This window comes from Nonomuraea mesophila (assembly GCF_004352805.1).
Lineage (GTDB): Bacteria > Actinomycetota > Actinomycetes > Streptosporangiales > Streptosporangiaceae > Nonomuraea > Nonomuraea longispora.
Genome location: NZ_SMLD01000029.1, coordinates 1 through 15,754, shown reverse-complemented (window position 1 = coordinate 15,754; position 15,754 = coordinate 1). Strand labels below are relative to the sequence as shown.

16 protein-coding genes, 2 pseudogenes and 1 riboswitch are annotated in these 15,754 nt (G+C 70.1%); of the genes and pseudogenes, 11 read left to right on the top strand and 7 right to left on the bottom strand.

Annotated elements, in window-relative coordinates; translation table 11 throughout:
* Positions 1–243: 243 nt before the first annotated feature.
* The 3 genes from E1295_RS13870 (at position 244) to E1295_RS13860 (ending at position 2,824) form a co-directional block, all read left to right on the top strand.
* Positions 244–1,128, top strand: coding sequence for a hypothetical protein (locus tag E1295_RS13870; protein ID WP_132630675.1), 885 nt, complete (start codon positions 244–246; stop codon positions 1,126–1,128).
* The gene (locus E1295_RS13865) at positions 1,125–2,072 is read left to right on the top strand and encodes a DUF3558 domain-containing protein (protein ID WP_132630674.1); all 948 of its coding nucleotides are present in this window, start codon (positions 1,125–1,127) and stop codon (positions 2,070–2,072) included. Before E1295_RS13870 ends, E1295_RS13865 begins: the two co-directional genes overlap by 4 nt.
* 428 nt (positions 2,073–2,500) lie before the next feature.
* Complete coding sequence (locus E1295_RS13860) at positions 2,501–2,824, top strand: rhodanese-like domain-containing protein (RefSeq protein WP_132630673.1); 324 nt, start codon at positions 2,501–2,503, stop codon at positions 2,822–2,824.
* Between the two features lie 72 nt (positions 2,825–2,896).
* On the opposite strand, the gene E1295_RS13855 is transcribed toward E1295_RS13860, so the two are convergent.
* Entirely contained in the window at positions 2,897–3,259 is a 363-nt protein-coding gene (locus E1295_RS13855) for a hypothetical protein (RefSeq protein WP_132630672.1), read from the bottom strand.
* A gap of 221 nt (positions 3,260–3,480) precedes the next feature.
* A riboswitch (TPP riboswitch) is annotated at positions 3,481–3,593 on the top strand.
* On the opposite strand from E1295_RS13855, the gene E1295_RS13850 reads away from it, so the two are divergent.
* On the top strand, positions 3,584–4,918 hold the full coding sequence (locus E1295_RS13850; RefSeq protein ID WP_132630671.1) for a purine-cytosine permease family protein: 1,335 nt from the start codon (positions 3,584–3,586) through the stop codon (positions 4,916–4,918). It overlaps the preceding riboswitch by 10 nt.
* On the opposite strand, the gene E1295_RS13845 is transcribed toward E1295_RS13850, so the two are convergent.
* Positions 4,881–5,456: a methylated-DNA--[protein]-cysteine S-methyltransferase gene (locus E1295_RS13845; protein WP_132630670.1), complete on the bottom strand. Its 576-nt coding sequence runs from the start codon at positions 5,454–5,456 to the stop codon at positions 4,881–4,883. The genes E1295_RS13850 and E1295_RS13845 overlap by 38 nt on opposite strands.
* A gap of 97 nt (positions 5,457–5,553) precedes the next feature.
* Here E1295_RS13845 and E1295_RS13840 point away from each other — a divergent pair, with 97 nt between their 5' ends.
* Positions 5,554–7,419 carry a sensor histidine kinase gene (locus E1295_RS13840; RefSeq protein ID WP_246080029.1) on the top strand — a complete coding sequence of 622 codons (1,866 nt, stop codon included), beginning with the start codon at positions 5,554–5,556 and terminating at the stop codon, positions 7,417–7,419.
* A gap of 144 nt (positions 7,420–7,563) precedes the next feature.
* Positions 7,564–7,992, top strand: a complete 429-nt coding sequence (locus E1295_RS13835; RefSeq protein WP_246080028.1) for an ATP-binding protein — start codon at positions 7,564–7,566, stop codon at positions 7,990–7,992.
* On the opposite strand, the gene E1295_RS13830 is transcribed toward E1295_RS13835, so the two are convergent.
* The 3 genes from E1295_RS13830 to E1295_RS48675 all read right to left on the bottom strand — a co-directional run bounded on the left by E1295_RS13830 (position 7,976) and on the right by E1295_RS48675 (position 9,080).
* The gene (locus E1295_RS13830; protein WP_132630668.1) at positions 7,976–8,617 is read right to left on the bottom strand and encodes a YidC/Oxa1 family membrane protein insertase; all 642 of its coding nucleotides are present in this window, start codon (positions 8,615–8,617) and stop codon (positions 7,976–7,978) included. The two genes, E1295_RS13835 and E1295_RS13830, sit on opposite strands and share 17 nt — an antisense overlap.
* A gap of 84 nt (positions 8,618–8,701) precedes the next feature.
* Positions 8,702–8,902 carry a DUF6412 domain-containing protein gene (locus tag E1295_RS13825; protein ID WP_132630667.1) on the bottom strand — a complete coding sequence of 67 codons (201 nt, stop codon included), beginning with the start codon at positions 8,900–8,902 and terminating at the stop codon, positions 8,702–8,704.
* 4 nt (positions 8,903–8,906) lie between these two features.
* Complete coding sequence (locus E1295_RS48675) at positions 8,907–9,080, bottom strand: hypothetical protein (RefSeq protein WP_161714338.1); 174 nt, start codon at positions 9,078–9,080, stop codon at positions 8,907–8,909.
* A 94-nt stretch (positions 9,081–9,174) separates the two neighbouring features.
* Here E1295_RS48675 and E1295_RS13820 point away from each other — a divergent pair, with 94 nt between their 5' ends.
* A complete protein-coding gene (locus E1295_RS13820) occupies positions 9,175–9,876 on the top strand; it encodes a response regulator transcription factor (protein WP_132630666.1) in 702 nt (233 codons plus the stop codon).
* Entirely contained in the window at positions 9,876–11,009 is a 1,134-nt protein-coding gene (locus tag E1295_RS13815) for a sensor histidine kinase (protein ID WP_220448697.1), read from the top strand. The genes E1295_RS13820 and E1295_RS13815 overlap by 1 nt, the downstream gene beginning before the upstream one ends.
* 115 nt (positions 11,010–11,124) lie before the next feature.
* Here the strand turns inward: E1295_RS13815 and E1295_RS13810 are convergent, their stop codons facing one another.
* Positions 11,125–11,529: a hypothetical protein gene (locus tag E1295_RS13810; protein WP_132630665.1), complete on the bottom strand. Its 405-nt coding sequence runs from the start codon at positions 11,527–11,529 to the stop codon at positions 11,125–11,127.
* A gap of 189 nt (positions 11,530–11,718) precedes the next feature.
* Here E1295_RS13810 and E1295_RS13805 point away from each other — a divergent pair, with 189 nt between their 5' ends.
* From E1295_RS13805 to mptB, 3 genes and pseudogenes are all read left to right on the top strand, one after another.
* Positions 11,719–12,066: an STAS domain-containing protein gene (locus E1295_RS13805; RefSeq protein WP_132328427.1), complete on the top strand. Its 348-nt coding sequence runs from the start codon at positions 11,719–11,721 to the stop codon at positions 12,064–12,066.
* A 30-nt stretch (positions 12,067–12,096) separates the two neighbouring features.
* Positions 12,097–12,822: a glycosyltransferase family 2 protein gene (locus E1295_RS13800; protein WP_132630664.1), complete on the top strand. Its 726-nt coding sequence runs from the start codon at positions 12,097–12,099 to the stop codon at positions 12,820–12,822.
* A 126-nt stretch (positions 12,823–12,948) separates the two neighbouring features.
* Positions 12,949–14,088, top strand: a pseudogene (gene mptB, locus E1295_RS13795) (polyprenol phosphomannose-dependent alpha 1,6 mannosyltransferase MptB); the annotation flags it as partial.
* Between the two features lie 427 nt (positions 14,089–14,515).
* Here mptB and E1295_RS13790 read toward each other — a convergent pair.
* Positions 14,516–15,754, bottom strand: a pseudogene (locus tag E1295_RS13790) (hypothetical protein); the annotation flags it as partial.

Genomic DNA, 15,754 nt, shown 5'->3' with positions numbered 1-15,754 from the left:
GGCGCGTGCGGTGACGCGGGCTGTGCCGTAAAACCAAAAAATATCACCCAAGCAGCAGAATCAACGCGGACCGGAGAGTCATGGGCATACCCGCGATATACCGGCGTTGAATAGCATCCGCTGGTGCGTCTCGTTATCGCTCTGATGTTATGGCTCAACCCGCTGCCACCAGCGGTTCAGCCACGGTTCCCCGCGCCGGTCGACCTGTGCGCGACCGTCGACCGGGCCCTGGTCGAGCGGCTCGTGCCCGACGCGGACGCCAGGCTGCACGGACGATACTGTGTCTGGTCGCAGGGGGCCACGGAACTGGGGGTCAGTTGGGTCACCCGGGACGGGGACCCGTGGGATCACACTTCGGCGCAGGTTCACGAGGAGTACCGCAAGCGTCTGGTCGGCGACCTTCGCCCGCGCACGTCCCCCTTCCCCATGTGGGTCAAGAGCGGCTCCCGCCAGATGACCACCACGAAAGCGCGGGTGGTGGAGAAAGTGGGCGACGAGGCCCACCTGGTCGACCACCTCTCCGCCGACACGAAGCGAGTGGAACTCGTCCAGGTCTTGTTCCGCGTTGGCAATCTCCTGGTGAAGGTCGAATACTCCACGTTCGACCGGCCGGTGAGCGCTGACCGCCTGCGTCAAGGCGCGGTGTCGGTGAGCCGCCGCGTGGCGCGCGGCCTCGGGCGGATGAGCCCACCCGAACCGACGCCCACAGCGCCCTCCGGCACCTACGCGGAACCGCCGGTCGCCTGCGCCGTCCTCAGCGACAAGCAGCTCAGGAAACTGGTCGACACGGAGGCCGACGCGGGGACCTCGGAATCGGCGAACTGCGACTGGGAGAAGCCGAACACGCCCGGGGATCCGCAACTCGAGCTGCGGTTCTGGGCTCCCCAGCGCGGTCCGGCGGGTGACGGGATCGCCCAGGCGAAGGAGATGTTCGCCGGTTGGAAAGGATCGGAGGCGGCGGCCCTGGATCTCGCGGACGAGGCGCTGGCCTTCCGGGAAGGGACACCCCAGTCGCCCGGCCCGCCGGTGGTGGTCTTCAGGAAGGCCAATCTGCTCGCCCGCGTAGAGGCCCGGGATCGGCACAAGGCCGAGCAGGCCGCTCGGTGGATCGTGGAGGCGCTGTCATGATCAGGGCCGTCGTGGCCATCCTCCTGCTGCTCACCGCCGCCTGCTCGGCGGCTTCCCCACCCCCCAGCCCGACCCAGGCCTCCAGCCCTCCGCCGTCGGGTCCCGGCAGGTTCGCCGGACCCCTCGACCCCTGCTCGCTGCTGACCGCTGAGCAGGTGGAGCAGTTGGTCACGCTCGCCGAGCAAGAGTACGCCGACGCCGGATGCACCTGGTCGACCCCGCGCCTCGGGCTGGAAGGGCCTGCGATCTACCAGCTCGAGGTCGGCATCCATCTGGCCGCGGACGTGGCGGCGGCTCACGCCTTCTTCACCGAACCGCCGGAGTCCGCCTTTCCCAGGATGGTGGCCACGCAGCCACCCGACCCTCCCGCCGGCGCGCAGGTGGGTGACGAGTCGTTCATCCTTGTCCGCGAGCTGTCGCACACCACGGTGCTGACCTTCCGGCTCAGCAACGCGGTGATCAACATCAATTACGGCTGGAATGCGCCGCCCGTCCCGCGGCACCTGGAGCAGGCGCGGAAGGCGGCGCAGTGGATCACCGAGGCCATGAACCGGCCCGCGCCCAGCGCCGACCCTGCGGACGGGCGCTTCGCCGTGCCGCCCTACGCCTGTTCCCTGCTGCCGGAGGGCACCCGGGGCATCCCCAAGTCGGCGACCCAATGCGGCGGGGTCAAACTGCGGCACGCGCGCGCGTGGCGCGGCAAGAGCGGGGTCACCGTGGCCGAGGAGCTCTTCGCCCACTACAGGAGGGAGGCCGACAAGCCGGCCACCGTCAAGGGCCTGGGAGACGAGGCCTTCTCCGCGGTGCCCGAAACCCAGGTGACGGTGTGGGTGCGGGTGAGCAACCTCGTACTGGAGATCCCGTTCAACCAGCGAGAGGGCAAGGTGACGCCGCAGATGCGCGAACAGATCGCCGAGGTGCTCAACCGCCTCCCCGCCCACTGACTCTTGTGGTCGGCGACCGCACCATCGTTTTCTTCTCTTCACGGCACAGCACCCGTCCCCGCACGCGCCGACCCCGGGCGTTCTGTTGGTCGGGGGTGACTTTTTCTTTACGGCACAGCCGACGTCCCCGCACGCGCCGACGTCGGCCGGCGTCTGTCATGGCCGGTTGTGAAGGCTCACGGGCTGCTCGCCGTGACGACGTCTTCTTGGCCGTGTTCCGTGGTTTCCACGCAACAGGGCCGTCGGGAGAGCAGGGCGGCGGCCAGGGGGACCGTCAGGGCTGTGCGGAGGGCGGTCATACCGGCCTCCTGCGTGGTCGCGTCGCCGGACCGAGTCGCACCAGGAGGAGATCGCCCGCGCCGCGTACGACGCCCGCTCAGGGCCCCTCTGCGTGAGCCGGGCCGCCGTCGTCGCGAGATGATGGGGTCATGACCGTTCCAGAGATCGAGCCGAGCGACATTCCCGCGGACGCCTACCTCCTCGACGTCCGCGAGCAGGACGAATGGCGGGCGGGCCACGCCCGTGAGGCGGTGCACATCCCGATGACCCAGATCCAGGGGCGGGTCGACGAGGTGCCGGGCGACCGGACGATCTATGTCGTCTGCCGGGTCGGCGGCCGGTCGCTGCAGGTGGCGGCCTGGCTCAACCAGCTCGGGCGCGACGCGGTCAACGTCGGGGGCGGCATGCAGTCGTGGGAGGCGGCCGGGCGTCCGATGGTCAGCGAGTCGGGGGAGCAGCCCTTCGTGGCCTGAGCCGTACGTCCTTCAGCAGGCGGAAGGGCCACCCACGAGTGTTGTGGGTGGCCCTTTGTCCGGCGCTGGTCGTCAGCAGGATCCCTTGGTCGCCGTGAGCTTGGTGATGGTGATCGCCCCGTCGTGCAGTTTCTTGCGGCCCTTCGTCTTGGGGTTCACGGTGAAACATTGCGGGTCGCTGAGTTCGTAATGCATGCTGATCGCCATCTTGGTGCTGCAGTGGTTGTTGAAATAGACGGTGACGGATGTAATTCCGGGCTTGTACGACGTGTTGAGCTTCGCCCCCTTCGGTGAGGAGCAGGCGAAGGAGTTGCGGATGACGTCGTCCTGCACCGTGACGCCCGCCGTGATCGGCGCTGCCATGGCGGGTGCGGCCGCCGCGAGGCTGCCGGCCAAACATGCCGCCGAAATGGCCAGAGCGTGGAATTTCTTCATTTTCCCCCCTTTTTTCGTGAATCGGTCCTGACAGGCCGGTTGACTGCTAGGCAGGATGTGCGCGCTTGATCGCGCTGTGCGATGGAGGAAATGGACGCCCATCCCCCGTTTTCTGCCGGGCGTCCCCGTGAGGGCGCTCAATGGCTCCCGGGCTGGCCTTACTCGGAGGGATGAGGCATCATGGGGCCGGCGGAACTGGACATTCCTGCTCCGCAGGCAACAAATCGATCCGCGGGAGCTTGAGGCAATCAGGCTGAGAGGGCGACTACGGCTGTCGCCGACCGCATGAACCTGTCCGGGTAATGCCGGCGTAGGGAGTGTGCGATGTCGCACGTGGCCGACGAAGTTCCGCTGACCCTCGACGGGCAGCCCCCCAAGACCCTGGGCGTGCTCGACCAGGGTGCGCTCTGGGCCAACCTCGGTGTCAGCCTCCTCGGCTTCTCAGGGGCGCTGCTCCTGCTCAACCCGACCGGCGACGCGCCGCTCAGCCTGACTGCCGCGCTGGTGGCGACGGTGGTCGGCAGCCTCGTCGGCACGGCCATGGTCGGACTTTCCGCCATCCCCGGCACCCGTACGGGCCAGCCCGCGATGGTGCTGCTGCGCGGCCTGTTCGGGGCCAGGATCTCGTACGTGCCCACGGTCCTGAACATCGTGCAGATGCTCGGCTGGGGCGCGTTCGAGCTGTGGGTGATCGCCAAGGCCGCCACCGCGATCTTCGACGGGGTGGCGTACTCCGTGTGGGTGGTGCTGGCGGGTGTGCTGACCACCGCGCTCACGATCTGGCCGCTGGGCGCGATCAGGCTGCTGCGGCGGTACGTCACCGTCGGCGTGATCGTGTCGATGATCTGGTTCACCTGGTATTTCCTGTCCGAGGCGCCCGCCCCCGCCGGCGGGTCGTGGACCGGGTTCGCCCCGGCCGTCGACTACGTGATCGCGCTGTCGGTGTCGTGGGTGCCGCTGGCCGCCGACTTCGCCCGGCACTCCCGCTCGGGGCGGGCGGCGTTCACCGGGATCGTCGGCGGTTACACGATCGCCCAGGTGGCCTGCCTCGGGCTCGGCGTCTACGCCGTGGCCATCGCCGGCGCCGCCGCCGTGGAGGCCGACAACACGGCCGTGTTCGACCCGTTCGTGGCGGCTCCGCTGGGCGCGCTGTTCTTCGGCATCCTGGTGCTGCGCGAGACCGACCAGTCGTTCGCGAACGTCTACTCCACCACCATGTCGCTGCAGAACCTGATGCCGCGCGTCGACCGGCGGATCATCTCGACCGCCATCGGCGTGTTCACGGTCGTGATCGCCCTCGTCGTCGACGTCACCTCGTACGGCGCCTTCCTGGGGGTGATCGGGGCGGTGTTCGTGCCGATGTTCGCGGTGCTGGCCGTCGACTATTTCGCCTTCGGCGGCGGCCGCCGCTGGAACACCGAGGAGAACGCCCCCTCGCGCTGGTCGATGCTGGTGCCGTGGGCGCTCGGCTTCGCCGCCTACTGGCTGACCACCTCGACGCCCACCATCGCCGCGTGGGACGGGTTCTGGGCCTCCGCTCGCGACGCCATCGGCTTCACCCGGCAACCGTGGATGAACGGCGCACTCGGCGCGGCGGTGGTGGCGGCTCTGGTGACCGCCGTCATCGGCGCGGCGCGGAGGCGCGCTGCTCGACGTTGAGCAGGTGCTGCTTGGCGCTCGCGCCTCCCGCGTAGTCGCCGAGCGCGCCGTCCTCGCGCACCACCCGGTGACAGGGCACGATCACGCAGACGGGGTTGGAGGCCAGCGCGTTGCCGATCGCACGCAGCGCGCGCGGCCTGCCGATGCTCTGGCCGATCTGCTCCAGCGTCGTGGTCGTGCCGTAGGGGACCGCCATGGTCTTCTGCAGCACCGAGCGGGCGAACGTGGTGGCCAGCGCCCAGTCGACCGGCGTGGCGAACGCGCGCAGCCGGCCAGAGAAGTAGGCGTCGAGCTCTCTGCGCACCGGGTCGAGCCGCCGCGCGTCGTTGCCGATGAACGTGCCCACATGCCGGCTGACCAGCTCGAAGACGTCGTTCTCGCTCTCGAAGCTGCAGGCGGCGATGCCCTTGCCCGTCACGGCCAGCACCAGCCTGCCCACGGCGCCGTCGTAGGTGCCGAACGCGATGTCGGGCGGCGTCTCGCCGCGGTAGGTGCTGGAGGTCACCCGCAACAGGGCATCGAGATCACCGCTCGCCATTCGCCCTCACCCTCCACACCCGCCGAGAATCGCCGTGACCGCAGCGTATCGGACGGATCGCCCGACGCACCTACCTAGCCACGTGCACTATGGAGGTGTGGGGGACGAATGGGCCGGTAGTGACGACGAGATCGCACGCGCGGTGCTCGCCGGTTCGCCCAACGCCGTGGTGGTGCTCGACCGCGACCAGAGCGTGCTGGTCTGGAACGAGGCCGCCGAGCGGCTGTTCGGGTGGACGGCCGAGGACCTGCTCGGGCGGCGGGCGCCGATCGTGCCGGGCGAGCTGACCGCCGAGCTCAACGCCGTGCTGGAGCGCGTACGCACGGGCGAGTCCGTGTCGTTGCGTACCAAACGCCTGCGTAAGGACGGCGTCCTCCTCGACCTCCGGGTGGACATCAGCGCGCTGCGCCTGGGCAACGCCGTGGCCGGATACATCTGCGTGCACCACCCGGCGCGGGCCGACGAGCTGGCCAGGCACCGCATGGCGCGCAGGGAACGCCTCGTGCGCCGGCTGACGGACGTTGTCGGCGACATCAACTCCGAGCTGGAGCTGTCGGCCGTGCTCGACCGGATCTCGGCCAGCCTGACGGAGCTCACCGGCGCGGACGCGGGCGGGTTCGTGCTGATCGAGGCTGACCGGCTGCGCCTGGTCAGCACGTACCAGTTGCCGGAGGCCATCAGGGGCACCACCACCGACCTGCGTACGAGCCTCGTGGACAAGCTGTTACGCACCGGCAAGACCGTCATGCTGGAGACGAACGGGCTCGACGAGCTGGTATGGGCGCGGCTGGACGGCCTGCACACGATCACCCTGGGCCTGGCCGCCGTCGGCGGGCGCCCGTACGGAGCCCTCTACGCGCTCTTCGCCGGGCGTGTCCCCGGGCACCTCGAACTGGAGCTGCTGGAGCTGCTCGCCGGGCATGCGGGCATCGCCGTGGGCAACGCGGTCGCCTACCAGGAAGCGGTACGGCAGCGGGCCCACGAGCGGGCCGTCTTCGACGCGAGCGCCGACGGCATCGCCGTCCTCGACGGGGCGGGCCGCGTGGTCCGCTGGAACCCGGCCGCCGCCGCGCTGACCGCGTTCTCGGCCGACGACGTCATCGGCGGACCTCCGCCGTTCCCGCTGCCCGAGCCGGGTGAGAAGGTCACGTTCCAGATGGAGACGGGCCGCTGGCTGGACGTGGTGAGCGCGCGGATCGAGGAGACCGGCGAGGTGGTCATCGACTTCCGCGACGTGACCGCGGCCAAGGAGCTGGAGGAGGCCAAGGACCTGTTCCTCGCCACGACCAGCCACGAGCTGCGTACGCCGATCACGATCGTGCGGGGGTTCGCCAGCACGCTGGACTCGCGCTGGGACAAGCTGAGCGATCCCGAGCGCCGCGCGGCCGTGCACACCATCGCCGAGCGGTCCAGGTCGCTCGGCCAGCTCATGGACCACCTGCTGCTGGGCTCCAGGGCGGGGGCGGACGAGCTCAAGGTAAGCATCGAGGAGTTCGACCTGGCCGAGCGGATCGAGGCCGCCACGCTCGGGCTGCCCGTGCTGTCCGACAGGCACCGGGTCGAGGTGAGAATTCCCGGCAAGCTGCCCAACGTGCTGGGCGACGCGCTGGCGACGGACATCGTGCTCGGGCAGTTGCTGGAGAACGCCTTCAAGTATTCGCCCAAAGGCGGGTTGATCGCGGTGGAGGCCTGGCCGGAGTCCGGCAACGTGGTCGTGGTCGTCGACGATGAGGGCGTCGGTATCGCCCCTACTGACCGGGAGCGGATCTTTGAGCGGTTCGTCCAGGTGGACAGCGGCGACCGGAGAAGGTTTGGTGGAGTAGGGCTCGGGCTCTACATCGTCCGCAGCCTCGCGAGGGCACAAGGGGGAGACGTGAGCGCCCATCCGAGACCAGGAGGTGGCACCCGCATGCGGCTGGTTCTGCCCTATCGGATCCGACACACCGATGCGGTAACGAGGTAGTCACAGTTGCGCTGATCTATCGTCCAATGTGTACAAGCTGTGATCGAGATGCGGTTTCTGGGGTCGAGTAACGGGGCATTTCGGTCGTATCGGGGAGTGTTCCCACGGGGGGCACAGGGAACGGGGAGGTGGGTGTTGTCAAGCGTGGTGCTACTGCCGTACGCGCCGTCCAGCGTCGCCGTCGCCCGCCAGCGTCTGAGCACTGACCTGCAGGATTGTGGGGTCTTCTCCGCGGCGATCGACGACGCGGTGCTCGTGGTGAGCGAACTGCTGAGCAACGCGCTCCGGCACGCGCATCCGCTTCCTTCCGGCATGGTGCGGGTCGCCTGGTTGCGTAACGAGGATCACATCGAGGTGGCGGTCAGCGACGGCGGGGCGGCGACGGAGCCGCGCGCCGGGCGCCCGACCCTGTCCTCGCTCGGCGGCCGGGGGCTCGGCATCGTCGAATATGTGGCCGAAAGCTGGGGCGTCCGGCATGAGGGCGACACCACGACCGTGTGGGCCATCCTGCCCGCTCCCCACAGCAACGGCTCGGTGAACGGGCAGGTGGCGGCGCTCAGAGAGGCCGGCTAGCGAGCACGGCCCGCTCGCTCACGGCCCACGCCGTGGAGACGAGCAGATAGATCCCGGCCGCCAGTGGCAGCACCAGCGCGGCGAGCACGGAGCCGTACGGCAGCAGCGGCATGATCTTCTTCATCAGCTCGGGCTGCTCCTCCGTGATCTTGATCTGCCGGGCCGAGAACCACGCGATGGCCGCGACCAGCACGATGACCAAGATGAAGACCAAAACCGGGGTGCTGGCCAGACCGTAATGTGCGATCACGCCTGCGACCTGCTGCCCCAGCGGCGCCCCGAACAGGTCATGACCGGCGAGCGCGGTCGGATGCGTGGCTACCCGGTACATCAGCCACAGGAACGGAAGTTGCGCCAGCATCGGCATGATCCCGGCGAACGGCGAGCTGCCCTCCTTGGCGTAGAGGGCGGAGACCTCCTTCGCCAGCCGCTCGGGATTGCGCTGGTGGCGCTTCTGCAGCGCGCGCAGGCGGGGCGCGAGCTGCTCCTTGATCTTGGCGGTGCGGGCCTGGCGCACGTTGAGCGGCAGCAGCAGGAGCCGTACGGCCAGCGTGAAGAGCACGATGCCGAGCGCGGCGTGCCCACCGGACACGGTGATGACGAACATGACAAGAGAATCGATCATGAGCCCTGTTTCTTTTCACGAAGGGAGGAAGGGCTCACCCGGCTCAAGCCTGAGGAGCCCCGCTTGGAAGGAAGCGGGGCATGCCTAGGGCGCGCGTGGACGCGGACGCCCGGCCGCGTCAGGATCGCGCATACGCTGGAACGCCGTACGGCGCGCGTAGGTCAGCGGGAAACGCCGCGGCCCGCCACAGAAGGCGGGCAGCAACGTGGCCGCCCACGTGACCAGCAGCAGGACCGCCACCAGGGTGATCCCCACCAGCCACGGGTCGAACAGGAACTGCGTCACCGGCTCAATGTGACCTTGAGGACTTGCCCATCACCGTGACCACGACGAAGACGAGCAGAGCGACGACACCGATGATCAGGGCGACCTTCAGCAGCCCCAGCACCATCGGCAGGAGGAAGTTGAACAACACGAAGAGACCCAGCAAGGTCCCGAGAACGAGCATCACGACTCTACCCATGAGGCAACCGTACGTGCTCATGGCATGATCCGCGACGCTTACGAAGTAATGACGTCCTTGCCCTCTTCACAGAGCCGGGCCGTACCGTGAAGTGGTGAACAGCCGCATCCTGGTGGTCGACGACGATCCGACCGTCTCCGAGGTCGTTGCCCGCTATCTGGAGCGCGACGGGCACGAGGTCGAATGCGTCGGCGACGGCGTCGAGGCGCTGCGCAGGGCGCTGGCGCACCCGCCGGACCTGATGGTGCTCGACCTGATGCTGCCCAAGATCGACGGGCTGCAGGTGTGCAGGAAGCTCAGGGAACGCTGGCCCGTACCGGTGATCATGCTGACCGCGCTCGGCGAGGAGATCGACCGGGTGGTCGGGCTCGAAACCGGTGCCGACGACTACGTGACCAAGCCGTTCAGCCCGCGCGAGCTGGCCCTGCGCGTCCAGTCGGTGCTGCGCCGCGCCCGCGGCGCCGCCTCCATCACGGGCGGCACCGGCGTGCTCCGCGACGCCGGCCTGGTGGTCGACGTGGGCGCCCACCAGGTGCGGCTGGAAGGCGAGGAGGTCATGCTGACGGCACGGGAGTTCGACCTGCTGGCCCACCTCATGCGCAACCCCCGCCAGGCGTTCAGCCGGTCCGCGCTGCTCAACCAGGTGTGGGGGTGGTCGTTCGGCGACTCCTCCACCGTGACCGTGCACGTGCGGCGGCTGCGCGAGAAGATCGAACCCGACCCCACCAGGCCGCGCAGGATCGTGACGGTGTGGGGGGTCGGATACCGGTACGAACCCTTGATAGACGGGTCCTGATGACTGCGGTGCCCGCGCTGACCCAGCCGGCGGTGGCCGTCGGCGAACTGGCCATGGTCGTCGCCGTCACCGCCGGGCTCGGGCTGCTGATCGCGTTCGCCGGCGTCGCGGTGATGTGGCGGCTGCGCACCCGGTCGATCGGCGTGATGCTGGCCGTGGTCGTGGTCGTCGCCGTGGCGGCCACGCTGGCGGGCGTTGTGGCGATCATCATGAAGATGATCATCGCGGGGGCGGTGAAGGACTTCGTGCTGAGCGTGGTGACCGTGGGCGGGCTCGTGGGGCTCGGGGTCGCGTTCGTGCTGGCCAAGCGGGTGGTCGGAGAGAGCAGGCGGCTGGTGGCCGCCGTACGCGAGCCGCCGTTCGTGGCGCCCAAGGGGCTGCCCGCCGAGCTCCAGACGATCGCCAACACCCTGGAGGAGGCGTACGCGCGCGAACGGGCGCTCGAAGGGGCGCGGCGGGAACTGGTGGCGTGGGTGAGCCACGACCTGCGTACGCCGCTGGCCGGGATGCGGGCCATGGCCGAGGCGCTGGAGGACGGCGTGGTCTCCGACCCCGAGACGGTCGCCCGCTACCACGGGCAGATCAAGCAGGAGGTCGAGCGGCTCTCCGCGATGGTGGACGACCTGTTCGAGCTGTCACGCATCCACGCGGGCGCCCTGCGGCTGTCACGGGCCAGGATCGGGCTCGCCGACCTGGTCGCCGACACCCTGGCCGGGGCCGAGCCGCTGGCCCGCGCCAAGGGCGTGGTGCTCACGGCCGAGGCGGCGGACGTCGTGCCCGTGGAGGCCGACGCCGGGGCGCTGGGGCGGGCCCTCGGCAACCTGGTGGTCAACGCCATCCGGCACACGCCGTCGGACCGGACCGTGGTGCTGAGGGCGCGCGTGGACGACACGGGCATGGCCTGCCTGTCGGTGACCGACTGTTGCGGAGGCATCCCCGAGGAGGACCTGCCCCGGTTGTTCGAGGTGGCGTTCAGGGGTGAGGCCGCGCGCACTCCCACGGCCGACGGAGGGGCGGGGCTCGGGCTGGCGATCGCGCAGGGGATCGTGGAGGCGCACGACGGAAGGATCGAGGTGGTCAACGACGGGCCGGGGTGCCGGTTCGAGATCCGGCTGCCCCTCGTCGCCGGGTGACCTCGCCTGGTCGTCCGTGAGGTCCGAGGGCCGGTCCGGTCGCCCCTCGTCGCCGGGTGACCTCCCGGGACGCTCGGGCGTTTCCCGGCCGGACGGTCAGGCCGCGTCGGGACACTCAGGCGCTCTCCGGGAGGTCGACGTCGGAGCGCGGGAGCCCGAACGACTCCGACATTGCCCGAAATGTCGGGCAAGGCCAGCGCCACATGCAGCTCCTGCACCGCAGGATCGGATGCGCCGTGTCACTCGTGATGCCCCCCGCGTCTCTCGGCTGGTGGAGGTCCAGCAGCCGGAGCCCGAGCTCCGAGAACCTGAGCAGGTCGGCGCGCGCGTCGGCGAGGAAGTCGAGGTCCTCGACGGCGAGCCGGGTGCGGATGGGGACATAGCCTTCGTGGTTCACCAGGCCGCGGAGGCGCCCTGCTTCGTCATCCCATGAGGTGGCCTTCTCTGTGCGGATGAGGATGGTCTCCAGCCGTTCGCGGAGCCCCTGACGCTGAGGATCTTCAGGTTTGTCTGCGTTCATCGATCCAGGGGCCCGACGGACGTGCCCCAGCCCCTCCTTCGCCATGACGCGGTTGCCAGTTCCGATGTCACGCTGTCAAGCTTCGCGTACTCTCCGTTTCCATGGAGCCCAAACGGAGGACAAAAACCGGTGGTTGCCCTATCGGCGTGACAACGTGACCGGAAGCCTCCGCGCCGCTAGCCTGCCCATGTGGAGCTCAAGGTCTCGACTCGATCACAGGCCGGGTGCGCGCTCGTCGCCATCACCGGAGAAATCGACCTGTACACGGCGCCCCACCTGCAATCCGAGTTCACTCGGCTGCTGCAGGAGGGGCCAAGCCGGGTGGTCATCGACATGTCCGCCGTGGATTTCTGCGACTCCACGGGGATGAACGTGCTGCTCTCGGCGCTCAAGCGCATGAAAGAGCAGGGCGGGGCGCTCGACGTGGCCGCGCCGCGTCCCGCCGTACGCAAGATCCTGCAGGTCACGGGCCTCGACTCGGTGTTCACCGTGTACGACGAGGTGCCGCAGGAGTTCCTCATAGCAGAGGGATCATGACGGATGCCGCGGGTGCGGAGGTGACGTCCCATGGGCGGTGACACGGCGGCCGTCATCCCGGCCGTCAACGAGGCGGACCGCATCGCGGCCACCGTCAGGGCGGCCATGGCGCTGCCCGGCGTCGACCTCGTCGTGGTCGTCGACGACGGCTCGTCCGACCAGACCGGCAGGGTGGCCCGCGCGGCCGGCGCCCGGGTGGTGCGTCACAGCCGCAACAGGGGCAAGGCCGCCGCCATGGAGACGGGCGCGGAGTCCGTACGCCTCCTCGACGAGGACGCCGCCCGCCATCTCCTCTTCCTCGACGCCGACCTGGGCGACACGGCCCAGGCCGCCGCGCCGCTCATCGAGCCCGTACGCGCCGGCGAGGCCGACATGACGATCGCCGTGTTCGCCACCCGGGTGCGGCTCGGCGGCCACGGCTTAGTCGTCCGCCTGTCCAGGGAGGGCATCCGCCGCGCGACCGGCTTCGAGCCCGCCCAGCCGCTCAACGGCCAGCGCTGCCTCACCAGAGCCGCGTTCGAGGCGGCCAGGCCGCTGGCGCACGGTTTCGGCGTGGAGACGGCGCTGACGATCGACCTGCTGCGCAAGGGGTTCCGGGTCACCGAGGTCGAGGTCGACATGGCACACCGCGCCACGGGCACCGACTGGCGGGCACAACTGCACCGGGCGGTCCAGCTGCGCGACGTGGTGCGCGCATTGGCCACGCGGGAGCCGCTTGTCGTGCAAAATCTGGACAAACTTCGCCCCAAGCGCTGACCAACGTCCGTACGAGGGTCGATACGTGGGCCCGGGTGCGAGAACCTCCCGGAGTCGTCCACAAGGAACGGCCCTCGGAAGCGGTTGTCCACAGGCTGCCGGCGCCCGTCCGGAGCCACCTCGCGAGTGTGCTGGAATCGTCCGGTGACTTCGCAATCGCGGCACGACAAGGCACGAGGCCGGCTCGGGTGGGCGGCCGCGGCGGCGATCGGCGCCTCGATCCTGCTGACGCTCACCATCGGTGCGCTAGGCCCCTCGCCGATGGTCCCCGCACTGACCGGCCCCGCCTGGCAGCCGCCCTACTCCCTCGGCGTCCGGCCGGACCCGCATCTGACGATCGTCCTGGCCGCCGCCGCCCTCGTCCTCGGCGGCCTCGGTCTCCTGCTCGCCCTGCCCCTGGCCCACCGGCTCGCGGCCGCCCGTCCTGACCTCGTGCGACCGGTGGTCCTGATGGGCTGCCTGACGGCGGGGCTGCTGGCGTTCCTGCCCCCGTCCGGTTCCGGCGACCACCTCAACTACGCCGCCTACGGGCGCATGGTCACGCTGGGCCTCGACCCCTACGCGCACGGCGCGGTGGATCTGCCCGGCGACCCCATCGCCGGTGCCGTCGAGGAGCCGTGGCGGGAGGAGCCGAGCGTCTACGGCCCGGTGGCGACGGCCTTGCAGGCGGTGGCGAGCTGGGTGGGCGGTGACTCGCTCCGGCTGACGATATTCGTGCTGGCCCTGTTCAACGCCGCGGCGTTCATCGTCACGGGCCTGCTCATCGACCGGTTCACCCGGGACGACCCGGCCAGGCGCCTGCGGGCCGCGCTGTTGTGGACGGCCAACCCGCTGCTGCTCTACCAGCTGGTGGCGGGCATGCACGTCGACACCCTCGCCATCGCCTGCATGGTCGCGGCCCTGCTGGCGAGGGGGCGTCCCGCGGGGTCGGGCATCTTGCTCGGCCTCGGCGTGGCGATCAAGGTCAACGCCGGTCTCGTCGCTCTCGGGCCGGCCTGGGAGTTGCGACGGCGACCTGCTCGTCTGGCGGTCATGGCCGGGTGCGCCCTCGCCGTGGTCGTCGCCGGTTACGCGATCGTCGGCACGGCGGCGATCGAACCGGTGACCCGCACCAGCAAGGCGATCTCGCACGCCTCGTTCTGGAAGCTCGTGCAGGGCTGGCTGCAGTCCGTCGTGGGCACCGGCAGCGCCTACCGGGGAGAGATCCAGGTCGGATCCCTCCTGGTGCTCGCGCTCATCGCCTGGTCCCTGTTCCGCCTCACCTCAGGCGCGTCATCCCTTCCCTCCACGGCATCCGGGTCGGGTTCTGTGACGGTCCCGGGGGCGGGGCCGGGGGCCGGTGCGGACGGCGGCCGGGCCGGGGCGCCGCCTGCCGGTCCGGCCGGGGCGCGGTCCACCGGTGTGGTGTCCAGGCCCGGCCTGGGCTCCCGCGTCGGCCGCCCGCGCGGCGGCGGGCCGGACGGGGCAGGCCTTGAGGCTCCCGTCGTGGCGACGGTGCTGGTGGTGGCTTACGTGTTCGCGACCCCCTACGTGCTGCCGTGGTACGACGGGCTGGCGCTCGGGCTGCTGGCGCTCGTGGGGGCGTCGGCACTGGACAGGTTCGCGGTCGCCCACCTGCTGGTCCTGTCGCTGGCCTACCTGCCCGCCCGGGTGGAGGCCCAGCCACAGGACCTCGAGTGGCTCAGGACGGTGCTCAGGCCTCAGCTCGCGTGGGCGCTGCTGGCCCTGACCGTGGCGCTGCTGGTGTGGGCGTGGCGAGCTGCAGGGCGCGCACACACGCCGCCAGCGTCAGCGGCACGGCGACCGTCAACGCCATAGAGGGGATGGCGATGCCCGAGTCGTTCATGAGGAAGGCGACGAACGCGCACGTGAGCGTGCCGAACAGGCCCGCCCTGAGCACCGGGGCGAGGGCGTACACCTGGCCGAGCGCGGAGGCGCCCCAGCGCGACGGCCGGGCGAGCACCAGGAAGAGGAAGGCCAGCGCGACCACGGACAGAAGGGTCAGCGACCAGTTGCCGACCGTGACGCCGACCATGGCACTGAACTTACGCCAGACGACCGTCCACGCCTGGCCGTCGATGATCTGCTGGACGAAACCGCCCAGGTGCGTACGTTGGGCCTCGGGCCGCAGCCAGTCGAACACGGCCAGCGTCCCCACGAGCACCGCCCCCGCCAGGCCCACGAACACCAGTCTCAGCAGCGAAACGCGCCTGCCCGACAACAGGATGAGGAAGACGGCCAGACCCACCACGAAGGCCGGCACGCCACCGAAGTCGGCGCCCCACGACGGCCATCCGTCCGCGAAGACCGCCAGCCCTCCGTAGACCGCGCACAGCACGACGACCACGACCCTGGACACCCCCTTGCCGAGCAGCCACTGGGCCACCCCGGCCAGGCCGAGCACGGTTCCGGTGGCGTAGACGGCGAAGGCGATGTTGCTGAAGCCGTAGAACCGTCCGCCGGTGACGGGCTCATAACCGGTCACGGCGTTCACCTGGAGCGTGGAGCCGGTCATGACGTCGAGGAGGAGCGCGAGCGAGGTGACGGCGGAGACCACGGTGAGCGGTCCGAGCACGTGCGAACGCCACGGCCCCGCGAAGGCCGCGGCGGTGATCAGGGCGGCGATGGCGACGATCGTCACGATCACCGACACCATCGGCACGGGCAGCGTCCACCACGGCACGAGCTGAGCCAGGAAGGTCGACACGGGAATGGCCCCGCTCACGACCGCGACGGCCTGCACGGCGACAAGCAACTTCGACGCGCTCGCCAGGCCCGCGACGGGGACGTCCACCGCCGGCGGCACGTCCACGGGCTCGTCCGGGCTGATGGGAACGTCCCGCTGCGGCCCTGGTACGTCGGGGGTGGTGGTGTCGTGGGGCGGTGTGGACGCGGAGGTGTCGGGCGTGGTGGTGGTGGCTTGCGGGTGGGC